The sequence below is a fragment of the Mesorhizobium sp. M5C.F.Ca.ET.164.01.1.1 genome (genome assembly GCF_004792125.1).
Taxonomy (GTDB): domain Bacteria; phylum Pseudomonadota; class Alphaproteobacteria; order Rhizobiales; family Rhizobiaceae; genus Mesorhizobium; species Mesorhizobium wenxiniae.
This window is the reverse complement of the sequence record NZ_SRTG01000012.1, coordinates 1-15,272: the sequence shown is the minus strand read 5'-3', so window position 1 is coordinate 15,272 and position 15,272 is coordinate 1. Positions and strand designations below refer to the sequence as shown.

Genomic DNA, 15,272 nt, shown 5'->3' with positions numbered 1-15,272 from the left:
GGGGATTGAATGAGTCCTACAATTGCGTGCTCGTGCCTGATCCCGTGAACAAAAGGCTGAAGCTGGGTGGCGCGAGTGTCGACCAGATAACAGCAATGGCTCTTCGCCAGGTCCATGCCCTCGCAGCGTGTTTAATCCCAGCTTGGGTCACGTTGCCGATGCGCCCGGTGCAGGGAACATACGCAGCCTATTTTGGGCTGTTGACTGCGTTGGGTAACAAACGTTCGATACCTGTCACTTGGCACTTAGTTATGAGAATGCCATACAAACGATTCCAGATGCTTAGGCCGGCACTTAATTTGAGAATTAGCAGTTAATTTGATAATCGCTCTTGGCGCTTACCACTTAATGTGAGAATAGGGCTCTCGGAGTTTTTCACTGGTGAGCCTCCATGAGCGACCCATTTCCCGACGAAATTGATGAGGCGCTTTGGGACGAAGCGTGCCGGCGTGCGGATTCGATCCGCGGCTTTCTAAGGCGCCACTCCGGCCGTACTACGGCCGGAAATGTTGCGGGGCTAGCGGCCGAGCTCGGCCTTAGCCAAGCTACAGCTTACCGCCTGGTCAAGCTGTTCCGCGCCGGCGGAACCGTCCTGTCGCTTGTGGACCGCAAACGCGGGCGGCCGGAGGGTCATCGCACACTGGATGAGAAGCGTGAGGAAATTGTCCGGAGGACCATCAGCACGTTCTATCTGAAGCGGACACGACCGACGGTCTCGCAGTTGGTCCGGGACGTGCAGACGAACTGCATGTCGGCAGGACTGAAGCCGCCGCATCGCAGAACGATCGTCGCTCGCCTTGAGGACATAGACCTCCAGAAGCGTGCCAGGCGACGTGGCGAACAGAAGATCGTGAAGGCGACAACGGCCGTTCCCGGAGCGTTCGGTGCCTCCCGCCCCCTCGAGGTGGTCCAGATCGACCATACCAAAGCCCGATGTATTCGTTGTTGACGAGGAGACCCGGCAGCCGATCGGCCGGCCGTGGCTGACCTTGGCGATGGACATCTGCAGTCGGATGGTCACCGGGTTCTATCTCACTATGGAGGCCCCGTCGCGGTTGTCGACCAGCCTGTGCCTCTTGCATTCCGTCTTCGACAAGTCGGTATGGTTGAGAGAACGTGAGATCAGGGAGCCGTGGCCCGTAGCTGGCCTGCCGACCACGGTACATGTCGACAACGGATCCGACTTCCGAAGTCGAGCATTCAAGAGAGGTTGTGAGGATGCCGGTATGGCAATCGATGGCGGCCGCCGGGCGAGCCGCGCTTCGGCGGTCACATCGAGCGTCTGATCGGCACGCAGATGGGAAAGCTGCACCTGCTGCCCGGGACAACATTCAGCAACGAACAGGAGTTCGGCGAATACAACTCCAAGCGGCACGCAGCGCTGACTTTGAGGGAACTCGAGCGCTACATCGCCCTCGATATCGTCGGCTCCTATCATCAGTCGATCCACAGCTCCCTGGGCCGCCCGCCGATTGCGGTCTGGCGGAGCACGAGGGCGAGATCCCGCTTCGACTGCCACAGGATCGGCTCCGCTTCTGGCTGACCTTCCTGCCTGAGCAGGAGCGCACCTTGCGGCCGACCGGGATTCATCTGTTCGGCCTGCGCTACTGGTCGGCGGCGCTCAGCGCCGACGTCGGACGTTCTGACCGCCGCCTGCTTGTGAAGTACGATCCGCGCGACTTAGCGCGCATTTTCGTTCGACGGCCATCAGGGAACTTTGTGGAAGCCCGTTATGCCGACGTGACCCTGCCCTCGATAACCCTGCACGAGGCGCTGACCGCCCGACGCACTCTGCTGGCGAAAGGCCGCCGTGAAGTCGACACCCGCGCCATCGTCCGCACCGCGATGGCGCAGCGAGAACTGGTCGACGCGGCGACCAGAAAGACAGCGAGGTTGTCACCTGTCGCGGACGAACTGCTGTCATCCTGGATCGGCCGGCATGCCGCCTTTTACTCGGTTCCACCGCTGGTCATGCTTCGGCATTGCCTGCCGGAGGCCTCGGCGTTGCGCGCGGCCGATCTCCATCTGAGCAGTGATCGGAAATCCGCCTGGCCAAGATGTTCGCCACCGAGCCGGCCGCAGTGCGCCGAATGACCTTCGCAAATGTCGCGCAACCATCGCGTCGGTTCATCGCCACGCGGCCAACGCAGGTCTGCACCAGCTGCAGCCCGGGACATACGGAGCCGGAGCCGATCCTGCGAAGCCAGCTTCTGGGGTGGCGCATTACGTGCCCTTTGTGCGGAGACCACCTCCGGGATGCCGGCGGTCGCGAACTCGCCTCCCCTTTCCGGCAATATCGGACTGCCGCTCTTCGTGACGAAAAGCTGCTCGACGATGAAGTCGAACGTGGTATCGGAACCTGGACATCGCCAGCCGAAATTGCCCGGCTTCTCCTGATGCGACGCATTCCAAGACCTATACCACGCGAGAGCGACCTTTGGCGCTTCCGGGTGCTCGGCGCAATCATCCCCGATCTCGACCGTGTCGTCGGCGCGGAACAGGAGAACCTGCCCACGCCTGCAAAGCCGATCCTGCCGCTTCACATGCGGCCCGCTCTGCTGGCGGGAATCGCCATCGTCGAGCGTGCCGGACCGGAGATGCTCCGAATGCTGCGTGGGCACATGATAGGTGACAACAGGGTGAGATTCACCGACGCCGCCGAGAACATTATAGCCCGAGCGCGCAGGTCGAGAGCCTCTTCTCAAATGCAGTTAATTTGAGAATCAGAAGCCCAAGATTCTCACGATTAAATGCCAATCCTTAACCAAACCGGCGCATTCTTACAATTAAGTGCCAAGCGACAAATGGCCAAGTCCTTGAGACCGGCACTCACGACCAAGATGGCGCTGGGTGGGCTTTATCCCGAACTATACAATCTCAACTACGCCTCCTTCGACGTGTGCCTGAAGAAGCCCTCGAGACGATCCTCAAAGCCGGCTCGCAGACGTGATGTCTGGCGAACGCTTCGAGAAGGTGGATAGCCGCGCAACCTGAGGGAATATGATCGTGACAAGCTGTTGCGCATTGGCCAGTGGTCATGCGGATTTAGATTAGACTGGCTCGGCGCCGGCGCAGTTTGCTCATATGCCAAGGCATATACGTTAATCCCCCGCAACCGTTTCGGAATGAGGAGCAGCGCTGCCGCTCCTCCTCCAATCACGCAACGGATTTCACGATGCGCCAACTCGAGCCATGATTTCGGATCGAATGGTCGATGCGGTGTATAGCGACGCATCCAGCGGCAAATCCCCAAATGCCAGTTGACACAGAAGATAATTAGCACCTGCCTCTTCCAGCTGATCAAGGAGAGCTTGTCGGACAGAAGCTGCCGTTCCCACGACGCACAATTCACTTTCAATTGCTGCATCGAAGTCCAGCGGCAAGTTTGGTGGGGTGGGAATGGCATTAAGTTCGTATAGAAATTTGAAGCTCTTGAGCCATCGTCCATAGGCAGGTGCTGCGAGCAAATACGCATCTGTTTCAGAACGCTCTATCACCACCATTCGGAGCAATCCAAGAAATGGCGCTTGGTGGCCAACGTCAGCATCGTGCATTCGAGCGGCGCGGAATGCGTCGGTAACGCTGCGAACAGAAGTGCAAGGTCCAACGCAGGCGATGTTTGCCCCATTCGCGGCGGCCCAGCTAGCCGGCTCGGGTCGATTGGTGGCGATCCATGTCGGCGGATGGGGATATTGGTGAGGTCTCAACGTCAACGGAACGTCCTTCAACTCAAAGTGGCGGCCCTGATAAGAAAGCGTCCCGCCTTTCATCGCACCCATGAGAATCTCGCTGGCCTCCGCATACTGTTCTGGTGCTGCTTCTACAGCAACCCCGAAGTATCCCAATTCAGTCGGGGCAGAGCCGCGCCCTATGCCGAGTTCGAGCCTGCCGCCGCTCAACTGATCAAGCATGCAGATCTCCTCGAACGCACGCAGCGGATGATAGAGCGCAAGCAGCATTACCATGGGACCAACACGAAGACGGCGGGTTCGCTGGGCGACGCTCGCTAAGAACAAATTCGGTGATGGACCTCTGCCATGCGGCGTACAGTGGTGCTCTGCGAGATGATACGCATAAAAGCCATAGCGATCGCACGCCTCTGCTAGGGTCAGCCGATCTGCATATTGTTGGGCGATATCATCGCAGTTTTCGTCCAGATGATCGAAGATGCCGAAGGTCAAGCCCGAAGGGAAAATTTTCTTCATTAATTCTTCTCCAAATTAGACATAATCTAACCTACTCGTTGGAACACCAGCACTCATAACACATCGACACGTATTACATTATGCACCGCCCATGCAAAGCGAATTCAGACCTTGATGCTTCTGCACACCGCGATTTCCTCCTAAAGCTCACGGAGATGTGTTTGGCGGCAGCAAGGAATTTATCCATCTGCTCTTTGGTGCCAATGCTGACGCGAATGCAGTTCTTCAAATATCTGTCAGGAAAGCTGGCGATAAGTATCTTCTGCTCTTTCAACGCTGCTTGCCAGCATGGGCCCTCCTGTCCCGCCGGCACACGGGCCAGCAAAAAGTTTGCGTGGGAGGGTGTTACGGAAAAGCCAAGTTGCAACAGCGCCAGGGTCACTCGCTGTCGTTCATGCTTGATGTGCTTGTGATTCTCTTCGTAGGCGTGGCGATGCGCAAGGATGCTTTTCCCGACCGCCTGCCCGATCACGTTCATGTTGAACACGTTCTGGATGTTGCGCAGCCTGCCAATGATTTCTGGATGACCGAAACCGAAGCCGACTCGCACGCCAGCGGCAGCATAGCTCTTCGAAAAAGTCCTCAAGATCAAAAGATTCGGATGTTTATTGACGAGGCGCAGGGCATGGTCGGGTGCAAAGTCGACGTAGGCCTCGTCCAAGACGATCAAGCGATCTGCTAGCTCCACAAGGCGTTCGATTTCGGCCACCGGCACGAATGTTCCGGTCGGATTGTTCGGATTAGCCAACAGAATGAACTTCGCGTCTTTTGCGGGGCCGAACAGCAGTTTTTCTATTGGCAAGGAATGAGCTTCGCTCGATGCGATTTCGAGAAACTCAGCACCCTGCAGCATGGCAAGTTTTCGGTTGAACGAGAATCCGGGCGACAGCATCGCCACTCTATCTCCTGGGGCGAGGAACGCTCTGTAGATGAGTCCGAGAAGTTCCGACGAACCGTTGCCGGCAATCACCTGATCTTTGGAAAGTCCGTAAGCGTCGGAGGCAGCTTCCCTTAAGCTGAGGTTGTCGTCTTCCGGATAAAGATACTGGTGTTCGATCGCAGCAATCGCACTTTGCATTACGCTCTTCGGCAACGGAAACGGGTTCTCGTTCGTATTTAGCTTAACGCAATTTGCATCCGTCACTGGTCCGTTGGACGAGAGAGCATCTAACTGTCTGGCCACCTGCGAAAAAAGCGAAAGCACGGTTTTCAGTTTTGCATCGCACATATTCTTCTCCGTTTTTCAGTTCCGCAGGGGCATGCAGCATGAGGCAATCGTCGATCGTGACTTGATCGACGTTCGGCTATGTCAGCGCTGCCTTCCCACCACCTTGGTCGGGAGCGCCGACCACGGCTTGAATTTGCCACCGGGAAGCTGTCGAGAACCTGACGACGACAACGCGTGGCCGACGGCCGATTCGATGCAACAGACGCTGTTTCAACATCGCATCGTCGTCAAAGCCCGCATGCAGGGCCAGCACGTCAGCCCCTCCTCCAGCGCCCGCAGTAAATAGGTGGAAACCGAGGTCTTGCCGAACCTCAGTCGCTCTGCCATCTCGCCCACCGGGAGGCCCAGTTCATGGTCAGGCGCAGGATCGTCCGGATATCCCTCACGCTCGTTCATCTCGCTTGCTTCCGTCTTAGCATGGGCTCTCTCGGTTCGATGATGAGAGAGCCAAAATACCAGAACGGCGCAGCCGAGAACCGAACGTCAAATCCACCCCGGAAACTGTCCGGGGGCTTAGCGGAACCCCTGTCCGCCTTTTGCGAAACGCGCAGGGTAGACCTGGTAGAGCCCGCCACATTTGTGGGCCCGTCGCCGGCCCAACGCCTCGACGTGCGCCAGGAGCGGAGCGCGCCGCTGGTCACCGAGCTCGAGCGCTGGATGATCGAGACGCGCGACAAGCTCTCGCGCGTTCGGACGCCGGCTTCGCTGCGAGAACAGCAAAGAACGCGCCAACGGTCGGATCATTCTCTCCGGATGGTTTCATCATCGGGAAGACGCAAAAATGAGAACCTTGCCGCCACTGACACGATCTCTCGTGATCGTTCGCCAGCTCAGCATGCCGCTCGACTCGCAGAAGCTGAACGGCTGAGTTCAGCGCAACGGACGATAGTGATCGCCCGGCTCGCCAACGTACTGATGGCCGCCGCCGGCGTGGCAACGGAGGAGGAGAGCTGCGATGACGAGCGGTAATCTGATTCCGGCCACCATCCTCAAGCGCAAGGCCGTCTTCTATGCACGTCAGTCCACGCAGGCGCAAGTGCAGCTCAACCTTGAGAGCCAGCGTCGGCAGTATGAGCTTGTCGGCGTCGCGCGGCGTTGGGGATTCCGCAAAGTAGAGGTGATCGACGAGGATCTGGGACGAACCGCAAGCGGGGCTGTGGAGCGTCCCGGTTTCGAGCGCTTGGTCGACGATCTGTGCACCGGCCATGTGGGCGCCGTGCTTTGCCTGGAGGCGATGGCCGCGTTCGCAAGAGCTATGGCCATACAAGCCGGCCAGCGAGTGGGCGGTGGTGCTCAAGGAGCATCACGAAGGCTATATTGGATGGAGCGAGTACGAACGGAACCAGGAATTTCTCGCCGCCAACGCCTATGGCAAAGCCGGCGGCGTCAAGTCGGGCCGCGGCGGTCGCGCGTTGCTCCCGGGTCTTCTCTCCTGTGGTCGATGCGGGCGAAGACTGGTTGTTATGTATGCCGGACGCGGCCAAGGTTATCCGGTATATCGCTGCGAGCGGCAACCTCATGATGGCACAGGCGCGATGCATGTCGTTCAACGGCTTTCGCACCGACGCGGCGGTGACCCGCGAAGCGCTGGAGGCGGTTGCGCCGATGGCGATCGAAGCGGCGTTGGAGGCTGAACGGATGCAGCTGGAGAGCGAAGCCAAGCGGCGGCAGATGATCGAGATGGACCTGCAGCAGGCACGCTATGAGGCATCGCTCGCCGAGCGCCGCTATGCCGCCTGCGACCCGGAGAACCGGCTTATAGCGGCCCAGCTCGAGAGGAACTGGGAAGCTACGCTCAGGCGCGTGGAGACCTGCGAGGCCCGGCTCAGCGAAGTCCAGCGCATGGAGCCTGTCGACGCGATCCCTGACTTCACCGGCCTCGCCCAGGATCTCGAAGCCGGCTGGAATGCGCCGGGTGTCGATATGCGCTGCCGTCAGCAACTGCTGCGCGCGCTCATCAAGGATATCGTGGCGGACGTCGATGACGACGCGCGCGATGTGATCCTGACCATCCATTGGCATGTGAGGCCAATGCGCTCACCTGTTGGCGATGGAACCCGCAGCGTCTCGACCGTGGCCGCCCGCGCGCGAACAAGATCCCGTATGGACTCGTGCCCTTCATCGGGAACCCACACCGCGGTCAGCTCGCCGGCGCGCGTGCAACCACGGTGCGCTCGTGCCCGAGCGACCGGGTCAGGCGATAAAGGCCGTACCCGGTCGGCCCAGCCTCATAGCAGAAATGCACGTAACCAAAGCGGCTGGCGATCCGGCCTATGACCCGCCGCATGCTGGTCGCCGACGCGTCGACCTCACCGAAGAACCGAACCTCTCCTTCCTGACGGCCGCACGGGTTGGGTTGAGGGCGTTGCCGTCATCCGCGTCGGCGGTGCGACCGAAGTGGAAGTCAAGGAAAAGAAGGACCGCGATCTTCTTGCGCAACAACGACTGGCAGTCACGCGCGATCATGGAGGGCTTGGTGACGTGCTTGGTCCCCTTCCTCATTCGGCCCCGTTGATCCATCACTTCGACCGCAGCATGGAGCTCACAGACTGCTTACCTTCAGGCCGGTCTCGGCGTTCAGACATGGTTCTACGATCTGCAGGCGTATACCCTGATTCGACCCTCCGGAAGGGTTTCATTTTTGGCGTTGCTGCTCGGCTCGGCTCAGGAAGCATTCTTATCCTCAAACCTTTTGTGTCGGAAGCTCGACAAGAATGTGAAGACCGACAAAAAAGGGATGAGGGGCCGGGCCGCCGGCATGGAGAATCGGTGCAGCGCAGAGTCCGCCAATTCGGCACGCATTTTGCTTGGATAATTCTGTCACCTGCGGACGCAATCAGATCTCCGATCGGCCCGCGGGACCGGTTTGTGACGAAGCGCTTCTTGCGGCAGCCATGACAGGCGTATCCGCCGGATAGAGACAGTAGCATTGTGGAGGGCATGCTGATGCGCGAGCGTATGTGGGGTTCCGGGGCGCGATGGGTCGAGCTGTGGGAGCGATCGTGACGGCAAGCGCAACCAAGAAATCGGAGTGGCTTCACCACCACCTACAAGCGCACGCGCAGCACGATCCCGATCAGTCCAACTGCCGGCCTTTACATCATGAGCTTCTCAGAAACCGAAGAGCGCTCAAAGCCATCGACCTTCTTACCGAACAATTTGCGACAGAACCCGAGATCGACACCCCGGGGACACAAAGGAGAATTATCTGATGCGGCGACTTTTTTTACAAATGGGGCGCTTTGTGGGCTGACGGCGGGCGCTACCGCTGCCAATGTTCCAGTGATCGCCGATCCGGCAATTGTAGCCGGGGCAGCGGCCCCAGTCTTTTCGTTCGAGAGTGGCAACGCTACTGGTACAGTACCGGCGAAGCATCGAAGGACCTTTACGACGCCAGCGGCACGCGGCTGCTCTCGCGGCTCACTTACGACCATCTCGATGCGCATTCGGGCGAAGTCTTCTTCAAGGCAACCCACAATCCGACTGGCATTTTCGTCAAGGGCCTCCTCGGTGCGGGCGGGGTCACCGAGGGCTCTCTCGTCGACGAGGATTTCCCGCCGTTAACAGAACCTTATTCGAACACGTCGAGCGATCAGCGCGGGGGCGACATCACCTATTTCACCACTGATCTGGGATACTATTTCTGGAACACGCCGCGCTACCGCATCGGTGCTTTGGTCGGCTATAACTTCTGAAACGAGCGCTACGACGCCGTCGGTTGCGCGCAGCAGGCGGCTAACTCGCAGATTTGCGCAGACATGCCGACCAATGTCGGCATCATCAGCCAGGACAACGATTGGCATTCGCTGCGGCTCGGACTGGCCGGGCAGACGCAACTCACCGACCGACTCAGCCTTTCTGGCGACGTGGCGTTCCTTGTTCACGCGGCTCGACGGCAAAGATCGGCACCATCTGCGCCCAGAGATTAATCCCGTTCCTGAAGACGGCGACGGGCATGGGCTCCAACTGGAGGCGGTGTTGAACTACAAGGTCACGGATTTCTTCAACATCGGTGTCGGCGCCCGCTACTGGCGGGTGGCATCTGACGGCAGCGCGCATTTCGAGGACACGCCGTCCAATGGTTCCCCGCAGGTCGATGACTGGAAGGCAGAGCGCTACGGCATGTTCGTGCAGGCGAGCATCAAGTTCGACTGAGAAAGGAAACGCCTAGCGTCCGCTAGCGCGCCTTTCATTTGCCGAGCTTCGCCAGCGGCAGCACGCGTCTGGCGAGCATTGACTCCGAGGATTAGCCCGCTCGAACTGGCGCTCCCGGCGCCCGTGCTCGGGTGCGACCAGACAGACGACGCTTTCGTGCAGGCTGTCGGAGGCTCTGCAACCGCCTGCACGAACAGGACGCACGGACGGTGAAGCGAAAAGCGAATATTTCTTACCTCGCGCCGGATATGCACTCTGCAGTTGGCGCATCGAGTGCAAATCGAGAATCACCTGAGATTGAATGTCAGTAACAAGGGTCCGGCTTTTCAGGCCGGATTCCACACTGCAATCTTATTGCGACTTTGATCCTGCCCCAGGTCGGTCAACCCGGTTCCGAAACAGCACAATGCGCCAGAAGCAGTCGTTTGATCCTTATAGCCAAGAGGCTGCTTAGCTGGTTAGCGGATGTCCGTCGCGCCGTACGCTTACATCGGGGAATTGCCGCACAATCCACATGAGCCGGAATTCTTCGTCCTCTGGCGAGTTTGACCCCAACCAGTCTACCTGCATTTGGCCCCTCAGGATCGCCTAGCAAGACGTCACAGCGACGTTCGCTCTATTTGGATAAGACTGTCTTCTGGCATCAAAGGCGTGGGCATCCCTCAAATGCGCGCTATTCACGCTACGGAGTTCTTATAAATAGAGCGGAGCATGTGTTGGCGGACAATGGCAATAGTACAGGGCGCGTTGGAGCTGGTAGCTGGTCGCTCAAGGGCTTCGACTATCAGGTTGACGTTTCGGTCTGGTTGGCACTAGACCTAATGGTAGCCAACCGGCTCGCCAGCGAGATGATCCTTGAACATGTTAGTGAGGAAGATGTCGAGGCGGACGTCCAGGAATTGGAGCCTGGCACCGTCGCCGAGACGGTCGCTCTGCTGGCTATCGCCTGATCGTTCAGGCCAAACGGCGCACCGGCAACGCATGGACCGAGGCCAGATATATCTCGTTGCTCAAGCATGGCGAACACCGCAAGTCAGCGATCAAGCGGCTCGAACAGGATCCGAATGCCCGCTACCTCCTCGTTACCAGCGCAGCACTCAATGATCCTGTGAGCTATCTGGGTGTGAGACACGCCGGGACCTGGCCCGCAGCTAGCAAAGTGCCACAGAAAATCGCAACGGCAGGAACCAATATCGCAGGTCGGCTGGCGATCATCGGTGGCGAGGATGATGAACGGCTGAAAACTGACATCAAGACCCTGCTGCTCGAGCGTTTGCGCGTCCCGCGCGCGTGTTGGGAAGACTGCCTTGTGGTACTACGCGAGGCAGCTTGGGACCGGATGGGTGGTTTGGACGACGGGCTGTGGACGCGCGAGCAAGCCGAGCAAGTCATCGCCAAGCACGAGGGCTACCTAGTCAGCGGACAGGACCGAGACGGATAGGTGCAGCCGACCAATTGGGGTGACTTGACTCAGGCGCTGGCCAAGCGTCACGCGATCATGATCATCGGACAGTCAGGCAGCGGAAAGACCGCGACCGCCGAGGCGCTCTGGCTTCACCTCAAGGGCGGCATCCCTGATCTCAAGCGCGTCCACATCACCCATGGCCCGGACCAGCTGCGGACCGACACGACGGTGCCCCCGGTGCTCTACGACATTGAAGATCCTTGGGGGCGCTTCAAGTTTGAGCCGGACAGCCGTCCCTGGAACGATCAGCTCGCTCCGGCCTTTGAGAGCGCACGGCATGACCGGATTTTCATCTTCTGCGCGAACTCAGCCTGCCGCTCGAGCTGCGCAACTTCTTTGACAGCCTCCCTGACCTAGCTTCGGACGAACTCGCCAGGCATCCGCAAGCTGCCCTCGCGACTGCGATCAAACGGGCACATCAGGATTCCATCGAGCGCACCGTCGTCGACCAACTCGAGGCCCGCGACGCGATCAAGCCTGCAGCGATTCTGTGGGCACTCATCAAGCCATACGGTCGTCTGTCAGCCGATGTGCTGCGCGGCCTCGACGATGCACTAGTCGACATCGATTCCAGTCTCGAGGGTAAGATCAGCACGCTTGTAAACAGCTTTGTGACTGGGCGCAATTTGCGTCAAGGTGCCGACGGATCGCTTGCCTACTATCACGGCAAGGTCGAAGCCGGGATAGAAACTGCGCTTGCTGGGCATCCCCAAGCTGTGCGCCTGACCTTGCGCCCGCTGATTGACGCGCTGCTCGCACGTGATGACGATCAGGGCGGCAGTTGGGGCATTGAAACCGCCGCCGAGATCATACGTCTCTCACAACGCATCGCAGATGCAACGCCGCGACCATCGCGCGCGAGCCAGGACCGGCTCAACCGCTTGGTCGAGAATAAACTCAAGGCAACTGGCCGCGATCTCGAAAACGCTCTGCGCCTGGCGGCAGCGGTCGGATCTTCAATCAGCAATCTGTCGGAGGTTGCGCGCTGGCTGGAGTATCGACCCGATCGAAGTTTCCCGGGATTGGTGGACTGGGGCAAACCCGAACGTGACGCAGATTGGTATGCGCGGATGCGCGCAGATCCTGACGTGCGTGAATTGATCGAAAGTTTCGTCTGCACGGTACTGCCCACGGACCAAACCAGCTTCCCGAGAGGCTTTGCTAGCGACCTTGCAGAGCTCGCGGGAGACGTGACAGGTGCTTTCCTGGCAGCCGCCCAAGAGTTCGCGGGCTATGGTCATATTCGTAACACCCAACCTGGTCGAGCAGGCGCGATTGACCGGATCGGCACCGGCCTCGGACGAAAAAGGCGCCTGGCGTCAAGCTGACGAATTGTCGAGAACGGTCAGGGCCGCCGTGCTCGTCAAGGGCGGCCATGCGCAAGGAAGCCGTTGCATCGATGTGCTGTTGCAGCCAAACCTCCCCTCGGTTCGATTCGATGCGCCCCGCTGGCCGCGTGGGATGCGCGGTACTGGCTGCATGCTGTCCAGCGCAGTCGCCAGCTCGCTTGCTCATGGAGCATCGCTGGAAGCGAGCGTCAGCCGCGCCAGGCAATATGTTTTCGATGCGCTTGCCAGATCGAAGGACATCGAGCCGAAAAGCTGATTGGGCCCAATGTATCAAAGCTCCGGTCGAGTCTGGGAGGCAATCGCTTTGGTCTACCCCCCAGGACGTGAAAGGCCCTATTCGAGGGCTGGGAATGCGGCATACGCGATCGCGACCCTATGAACAACACGCCGCTTTGAGGAGGAAGCCGGGATGCCACTGTGCCAACCGTCGATGCGCGACCTGAACGGCGCTATTGACCGCTTGCCGTGCATCACGCCAACGACACGATTTACGGGCTAGCCGCTATTTCTGCGCTTCCAACCTGAAGCGTGTCTGGCGTGTGGCGCCACCTCTTTGACGGGCAGCCCCAACACGGCGGCGACATATCCGAGCGCTAGCATATCACTCTCCATTCGATTGCATCTAATTTGAATCCGAACTTCGATATTCTGAAATTATATGCCAGTCCTGGTCGAGACGACTGCATTTCCCAGTTAAATGCCAAACGATACATAATTTACCAAATACATTTTCTGATTGAGTTAGTACATATTATGTTTACAATTTGTAGAAAAGATATAAACCGTCACAATTTTTTATGAACTGAGTGTTTCAGACGTATGAAAAGCAAGTAACCCTTTTCCGATTCTGATCCTGATAATGGAATGGAACAACAGAAGCAGGCGCGATCTCATCTGGCGTGGCATGAGATGATGGGCGAGAGATGATGACACTGAAGGAGCCGGGGAAGCTTACGGCGTCAATTTCTATGTCTGCGCCTATGTCTGATGACAGAAGTCTGCATGTTCTTGAGGCGGCTCCGAACCGGCTGGACCGACGATGACGTCGGCACCGTCGACATGATCCGGCAGGCCGGCAAGTCCAAGAGCTGCATATGGCGTTGGCAGAGCGCTTCGCCGCCGAAGGCTTCAAGGGGTGTTGCGACAAGACGCGGCCCTCGCGTATTGCGGCGCTCGGGCCCGAAGCCCTGCCGAGCGCGGTTCTGATACGCCGTGAGAGGAATGGGATGACGGGCCAGAATTGTGAAATATATTGCGGAATTATGCGATTTTAGACATTTCAGTAACAAATAAAGTTAACATTCTTTCACTTGAATTTTGGGGCTTGTTATTCAATTAACTAGGGCGCCCGAACCCGGCAAGGTCAAGCGGGTTAGTCGAAATCCAATTTTGCTGGTTCTTGTTGAGGGATGAGACGTTACGCATCTTGCGCGAAGCTGCAAATGATTTTGTAACTTTATACATAATGGTTCTTTAAGGAGTTGTTGGCATGCGCGTAGAAAACGATCATTGCGATGTGATCGGTGTGTCGGTCGCTCCCACGCAACTTGATAGTCTGTCTGCTGCGATTCTGCAGCAGGGGGGGATGGCGCGAGTGTCGCTGTCAGGCAATGTGGTGACCTGGGCGGCAGGCCGTCACCAGACGCTCAGGCGGATGCTTTCCGACCAGCGTTTCAACAGGGACTGGCGACAGTGGCGGGCGCTGCAGGACGGCGAGATTCCCGAGGATCATCCGCTGATCGGGATGTGCAAAGTGGACAACATGGTCACGGCGCATGGCGCCGATCACCGGCGCTTGCGCGGCCTGCTGTCCAGGAGCTTCGCGCCCAGTCGTATCGCCTTGCTGGCGCCACGGATCGAACAATGCGTCGATCGACTCCTGGCCGAGATGGCGCAGCGCGGCGGCAGTGCCGATCTGATGTGCGAGTTCGCCGTTCCGCTGCCCACCAACGTGATCGCCGAACTGTTCGGTTTGCCGGACGAACAGCGCGAGGAGCTCGTCGCGCTTACCTACAGCCGGGCCAACACCTCCGCCACAGCCGCAGAGGTGCGACAGACGCGGCAGCGCATCCCGGAGTTCTTCCGTCGCCTGATCGCGCTCAAGCGGGGCCAGCTCGGCGACGATCTGGCTTCGGCCCTGATCGTCGCGCGCGACAACGGCGAGCTCGTTTCCGACACCGAGCTCATCGACATGCTGTTCATGGTGCTCTCTGCGGGCTTCGTGACCACCACCGGCGTCATCGGCAATGGCGTGCTGGCATTGCTGACGCATCCGCAGCAACTGCACCTGGTGCGCAGCGGCCAAGTTCCGTGGTCACAGGCGATCGAGGAGATCCTGCGCTGGGGCAGCGCAGTGGCCAATCTGCCTTTCCGCTATGCCACCCAGGACGTGGAGATCGACGGATGCATGGTCCGCCGCGGCGACGCCGTCCTGATGGCGTTCCATGCGGCGAACCGGGACGAAAAGGCCTTCGGTCCCGGCGCCGACAGGTTCGATGTCACCCGGCGGCATAACCCTCATCTGTCGTTCGGCGAGGGGCCGCATTCCTGCCTGGGCGCTGCGCTGGCGCGCCTGGAATTGCGCTACGCCTTCCCCGCGCTGTTCGGGCGGCTGGAGGATCTGGCGCTGACCATCGCCGCGGAGGAGGTCATCTACATGCCGTCTTACGTCATTCGCTGCCCGCAGCGCCTGCCGGTCACCTTCCGCCCGTCCATCGCTTAGAGAGTGAAGTGCCACCATGTGCGAACAACCCCTGCCGACGCTGCCGATGTGGCGCGTCGATCACATCGAGCCCTCGCCCGAGATGTTGGCGCTACGCGCCAACGGTCCGATCCACCGCGTGCGCTTCCCGTCCGGGCACGAAGGCTGG

General features: G+C 59.1%; 15 protein-coding genes and 4 pseudogenes. 15 read left to right on the top strand and 4 right to left on the bottom strand.

The features are described 5' to 3' along the window. The first annotated feature begins 391 nt into the window (after positions 1-391). The 4 genes from EN807_RS36950 to EN807_RS36930 all read left to right on the top strand — a co-directional run bounded on the left by EN807_RS36950 (position 392) and on the right by EN807_RS36930 (position 2,720). Complete coding sequence (locus tag EN807_RS36950) at positions 392-949, top strand: helix-turn-helix domain-containing protein (protein ID WP_245485982.1); 558 nt, start codon at positions 392-394, stop codon at positions 947-949. 348 nt (positions 950-1,297) lie between these two features. Further along, positions 1,298-1,543: a hypothetical protein gene (locus EN807_RS36940; protein ID WP_245485980.1), complete on the top strand. Its 246-nt coding sequence runs from the start codon at positions 1,298-1,300 to the stop codon at positions 1,541-1,543. A 26-nt stretch (positions 1,544-1,569) separates the two neighbouring features. Further along, positions 1,570-2,094, top strand: coding sequence for a Mu transposase C-terminal domain-containing protein (locus EN807_RS36935; RefSeq protein WP_245485979.1), 525 nt, complete (start codon positions 1,570-1,572; stop codon positions 2,092-2,094). Further along, positions 2,058-2,720, top strand: coding sequence for a hypothetical protein (locus EN807_RS36930; protein ID WP_246684452.1), 663 nt, complete (start codon positions 2,058-2,060; stop codon positions 2,718-2,720). The genes EN807_RS36935 and EN807_RS36930 overlap by 37 nt, the downstream gene beginning before the upstream one ends. A 450-nt stretch (positions 2,721-3,170) precedes the next feature. On the opposite strand, the gene EN807_RS30400 is transcribed toward EN807_RS36930, so the two are convergent. The 3 genes and pseudogenes from EN807_RS30400 to EN807_RS36925 form a co-directional block, all read right to left on the bottom strand. Next, complete coding sequence (locus tag EN807_RS30400; RefSeq protein WP_127210593.1) at positions 3,171-4,205, bottom strand: LLM class flavin-dependent oxidoreductase; 1,035 nt, start codon at positions 4,203-4,205, stop codon at positions 3,171-3,173. A 73-nt stretch (positions 4,206-4,278) separates the two neighbouring features. After that, positions 4,279-5,433 carry a histidinol-phosphate transaminase gene (gene hisC, locus EN807_RS30395; RefSeq protein WP_127210594.1) on the bottom strand — a complete coding sequence of 385 codons (1,155 nt, stop codon included), beginning with the start codon at positions 5,431-5,433 and terminating at the stop codon, positions 4,279-4,281. A gap of 172 nt (positions 5,434-5,605) precedes the next feature. Continuing rightward, positions 5,606-5,819: pseudogene (locus EN807_RS36925) on the bottom strand (IS21 family transposase); the annotation flags it as partial. Between the two features lie 271 nt (positions 5,820-6,090). Here EN807_RS36925 and EN807_RS35815 point away from each other — a divergent pair. Then, entirely contained in the window at positions 6,091-6,402 is a 312-nt protein-coding gene (locus tag EN807_RS35815) for a hypothetical protein (protein WP_164759722.1), read from the top strand. Continuing rightward, a pseudogene (locus EN807_RS30390) lies at positions 6,389-7,452 on the top strand (recombinase family protein); the annotation flags it as partial. The gene EN807_RS35815 and the pseudogene EN807_RS30390, both read left to right, overlap by 14 nt. 13 nt (positions 7,453-7,465) lie before the next feature. Here the strand turns inward: EN807_RS30390 and EN807_RS30385 are convergent. Next, positions 7,466-7,765: pseudogene (locus tag EN807_RS30385) on the bottom strand (IS110 family transposase); the annotation flags it as partial. Between the two features lie 910 nt (positions 7,766-8,675). On the opposite strand from EN807_RS30385, the gene EN807_RS30380 reads away from it, so the two are divergent. The 9 genes and pseudogenes from EN807_RS30380 to EN807_RS30335 form a co-directional block, all read left to right on the top strand. Further along, positions 8,676-9,128 (top strand): hypothetical protein, encoded by a 453-nt coding sequence (locus EN807_RS30380; protein ID WP_135937781.1) that lies wholly within the window; start codon positions 8,676-8,678, stop codon positions 9,126-9,128. Positions 9,129-9,309: 181 nt separating this feature from the next. Next, the gene (locus tag EN807_RS30375; RefSeq protein ID WP_127210596.1) at positions 9,310-9,588 is read left to right on the top strand and encodes a hypothetical protein; all 279 of its coding nucleotides are present in this window, start codon (positions 9,310-9,312) and stop codon (positions 9,586-9,588) included. A 716-nt stretch (positions 9,589-10,304) separates the two neighbouring features. Further along, entirely contained in the window at positions 10,305-10,538 is a 234-nt protein-coding gene (locus EN807_RS30370) for a hypothetical protein (protein ID WP_127210597.1), read from the top strand. A 56-nt stretch (positions 10,539-10,594) separates the two neighbouring features. Continuing rightward, complete coding sequence (locus EN807_RS30365) at positions 10,595-11,029, top strand: hypothetical protein (RefSeq protein WP_127210598.1); 435 nt, start codon at positions 10,595-10,597, stop codon at positions 11,027-11,029. Further along, positions 11,030-11,410 carry a hypothetical protein gene (locus EN807_RS30360; RefSeq protein ID WP_127210599.1) on the top strand — a complete coding sequence of 127 codons (381 nt, stop codon included), beginning with the start codon at positions 11,030-11,032 and terminating at the stop codon, positions 11,408-11,410. Between the two features lie 173 nt (positions 11,411-11,583). Beyond that, positions 11,584-12,381, top strand: a complete 798-nt coding sequence (locus EN807_RS30355; RefSeq protein WP_127210600.1) for a hypothetical protein — start codon at positions 11,584-11,586, stop codon at positions 12,379-12,381. Then, positions 12,287-12,658 carry a bifunctional hydroxymethylpyrimidine kinase/phosphomethylpyrimidine kinase gene (locus EN807_RS30350; protein WP_135937780.1) on the top strand — a complete coding sequence of 124 codons (372 nt, stop codon included), beginning with the start codon at positions 12,287-12,289 and terminating at the stop codon, positions 12,656-12,658. The genes EN807_RS30355 and EN807_RS30350 overlap by 95 nt, the downstream gene beginning before the upstream one ends. Before the next feature lie 1,233 nt (positions 12,659-13,891). Then, positions 13,892-15,124, top strand: coding sequence for a cytochrome P450 (locus EN807_RS30340; protein WP_135937779.1), 1,233 nt, complete (start codon positions 13,892-13,894; stop codon positions 15,122-15,124). Between the two features lie 16 nt (positions 15,125-15,140). After that, a pseudogene (locus tag EN807_RS30335) lies at positions 15,141-15,272 on the top strand (cytochrome); the annotation flags it as partial.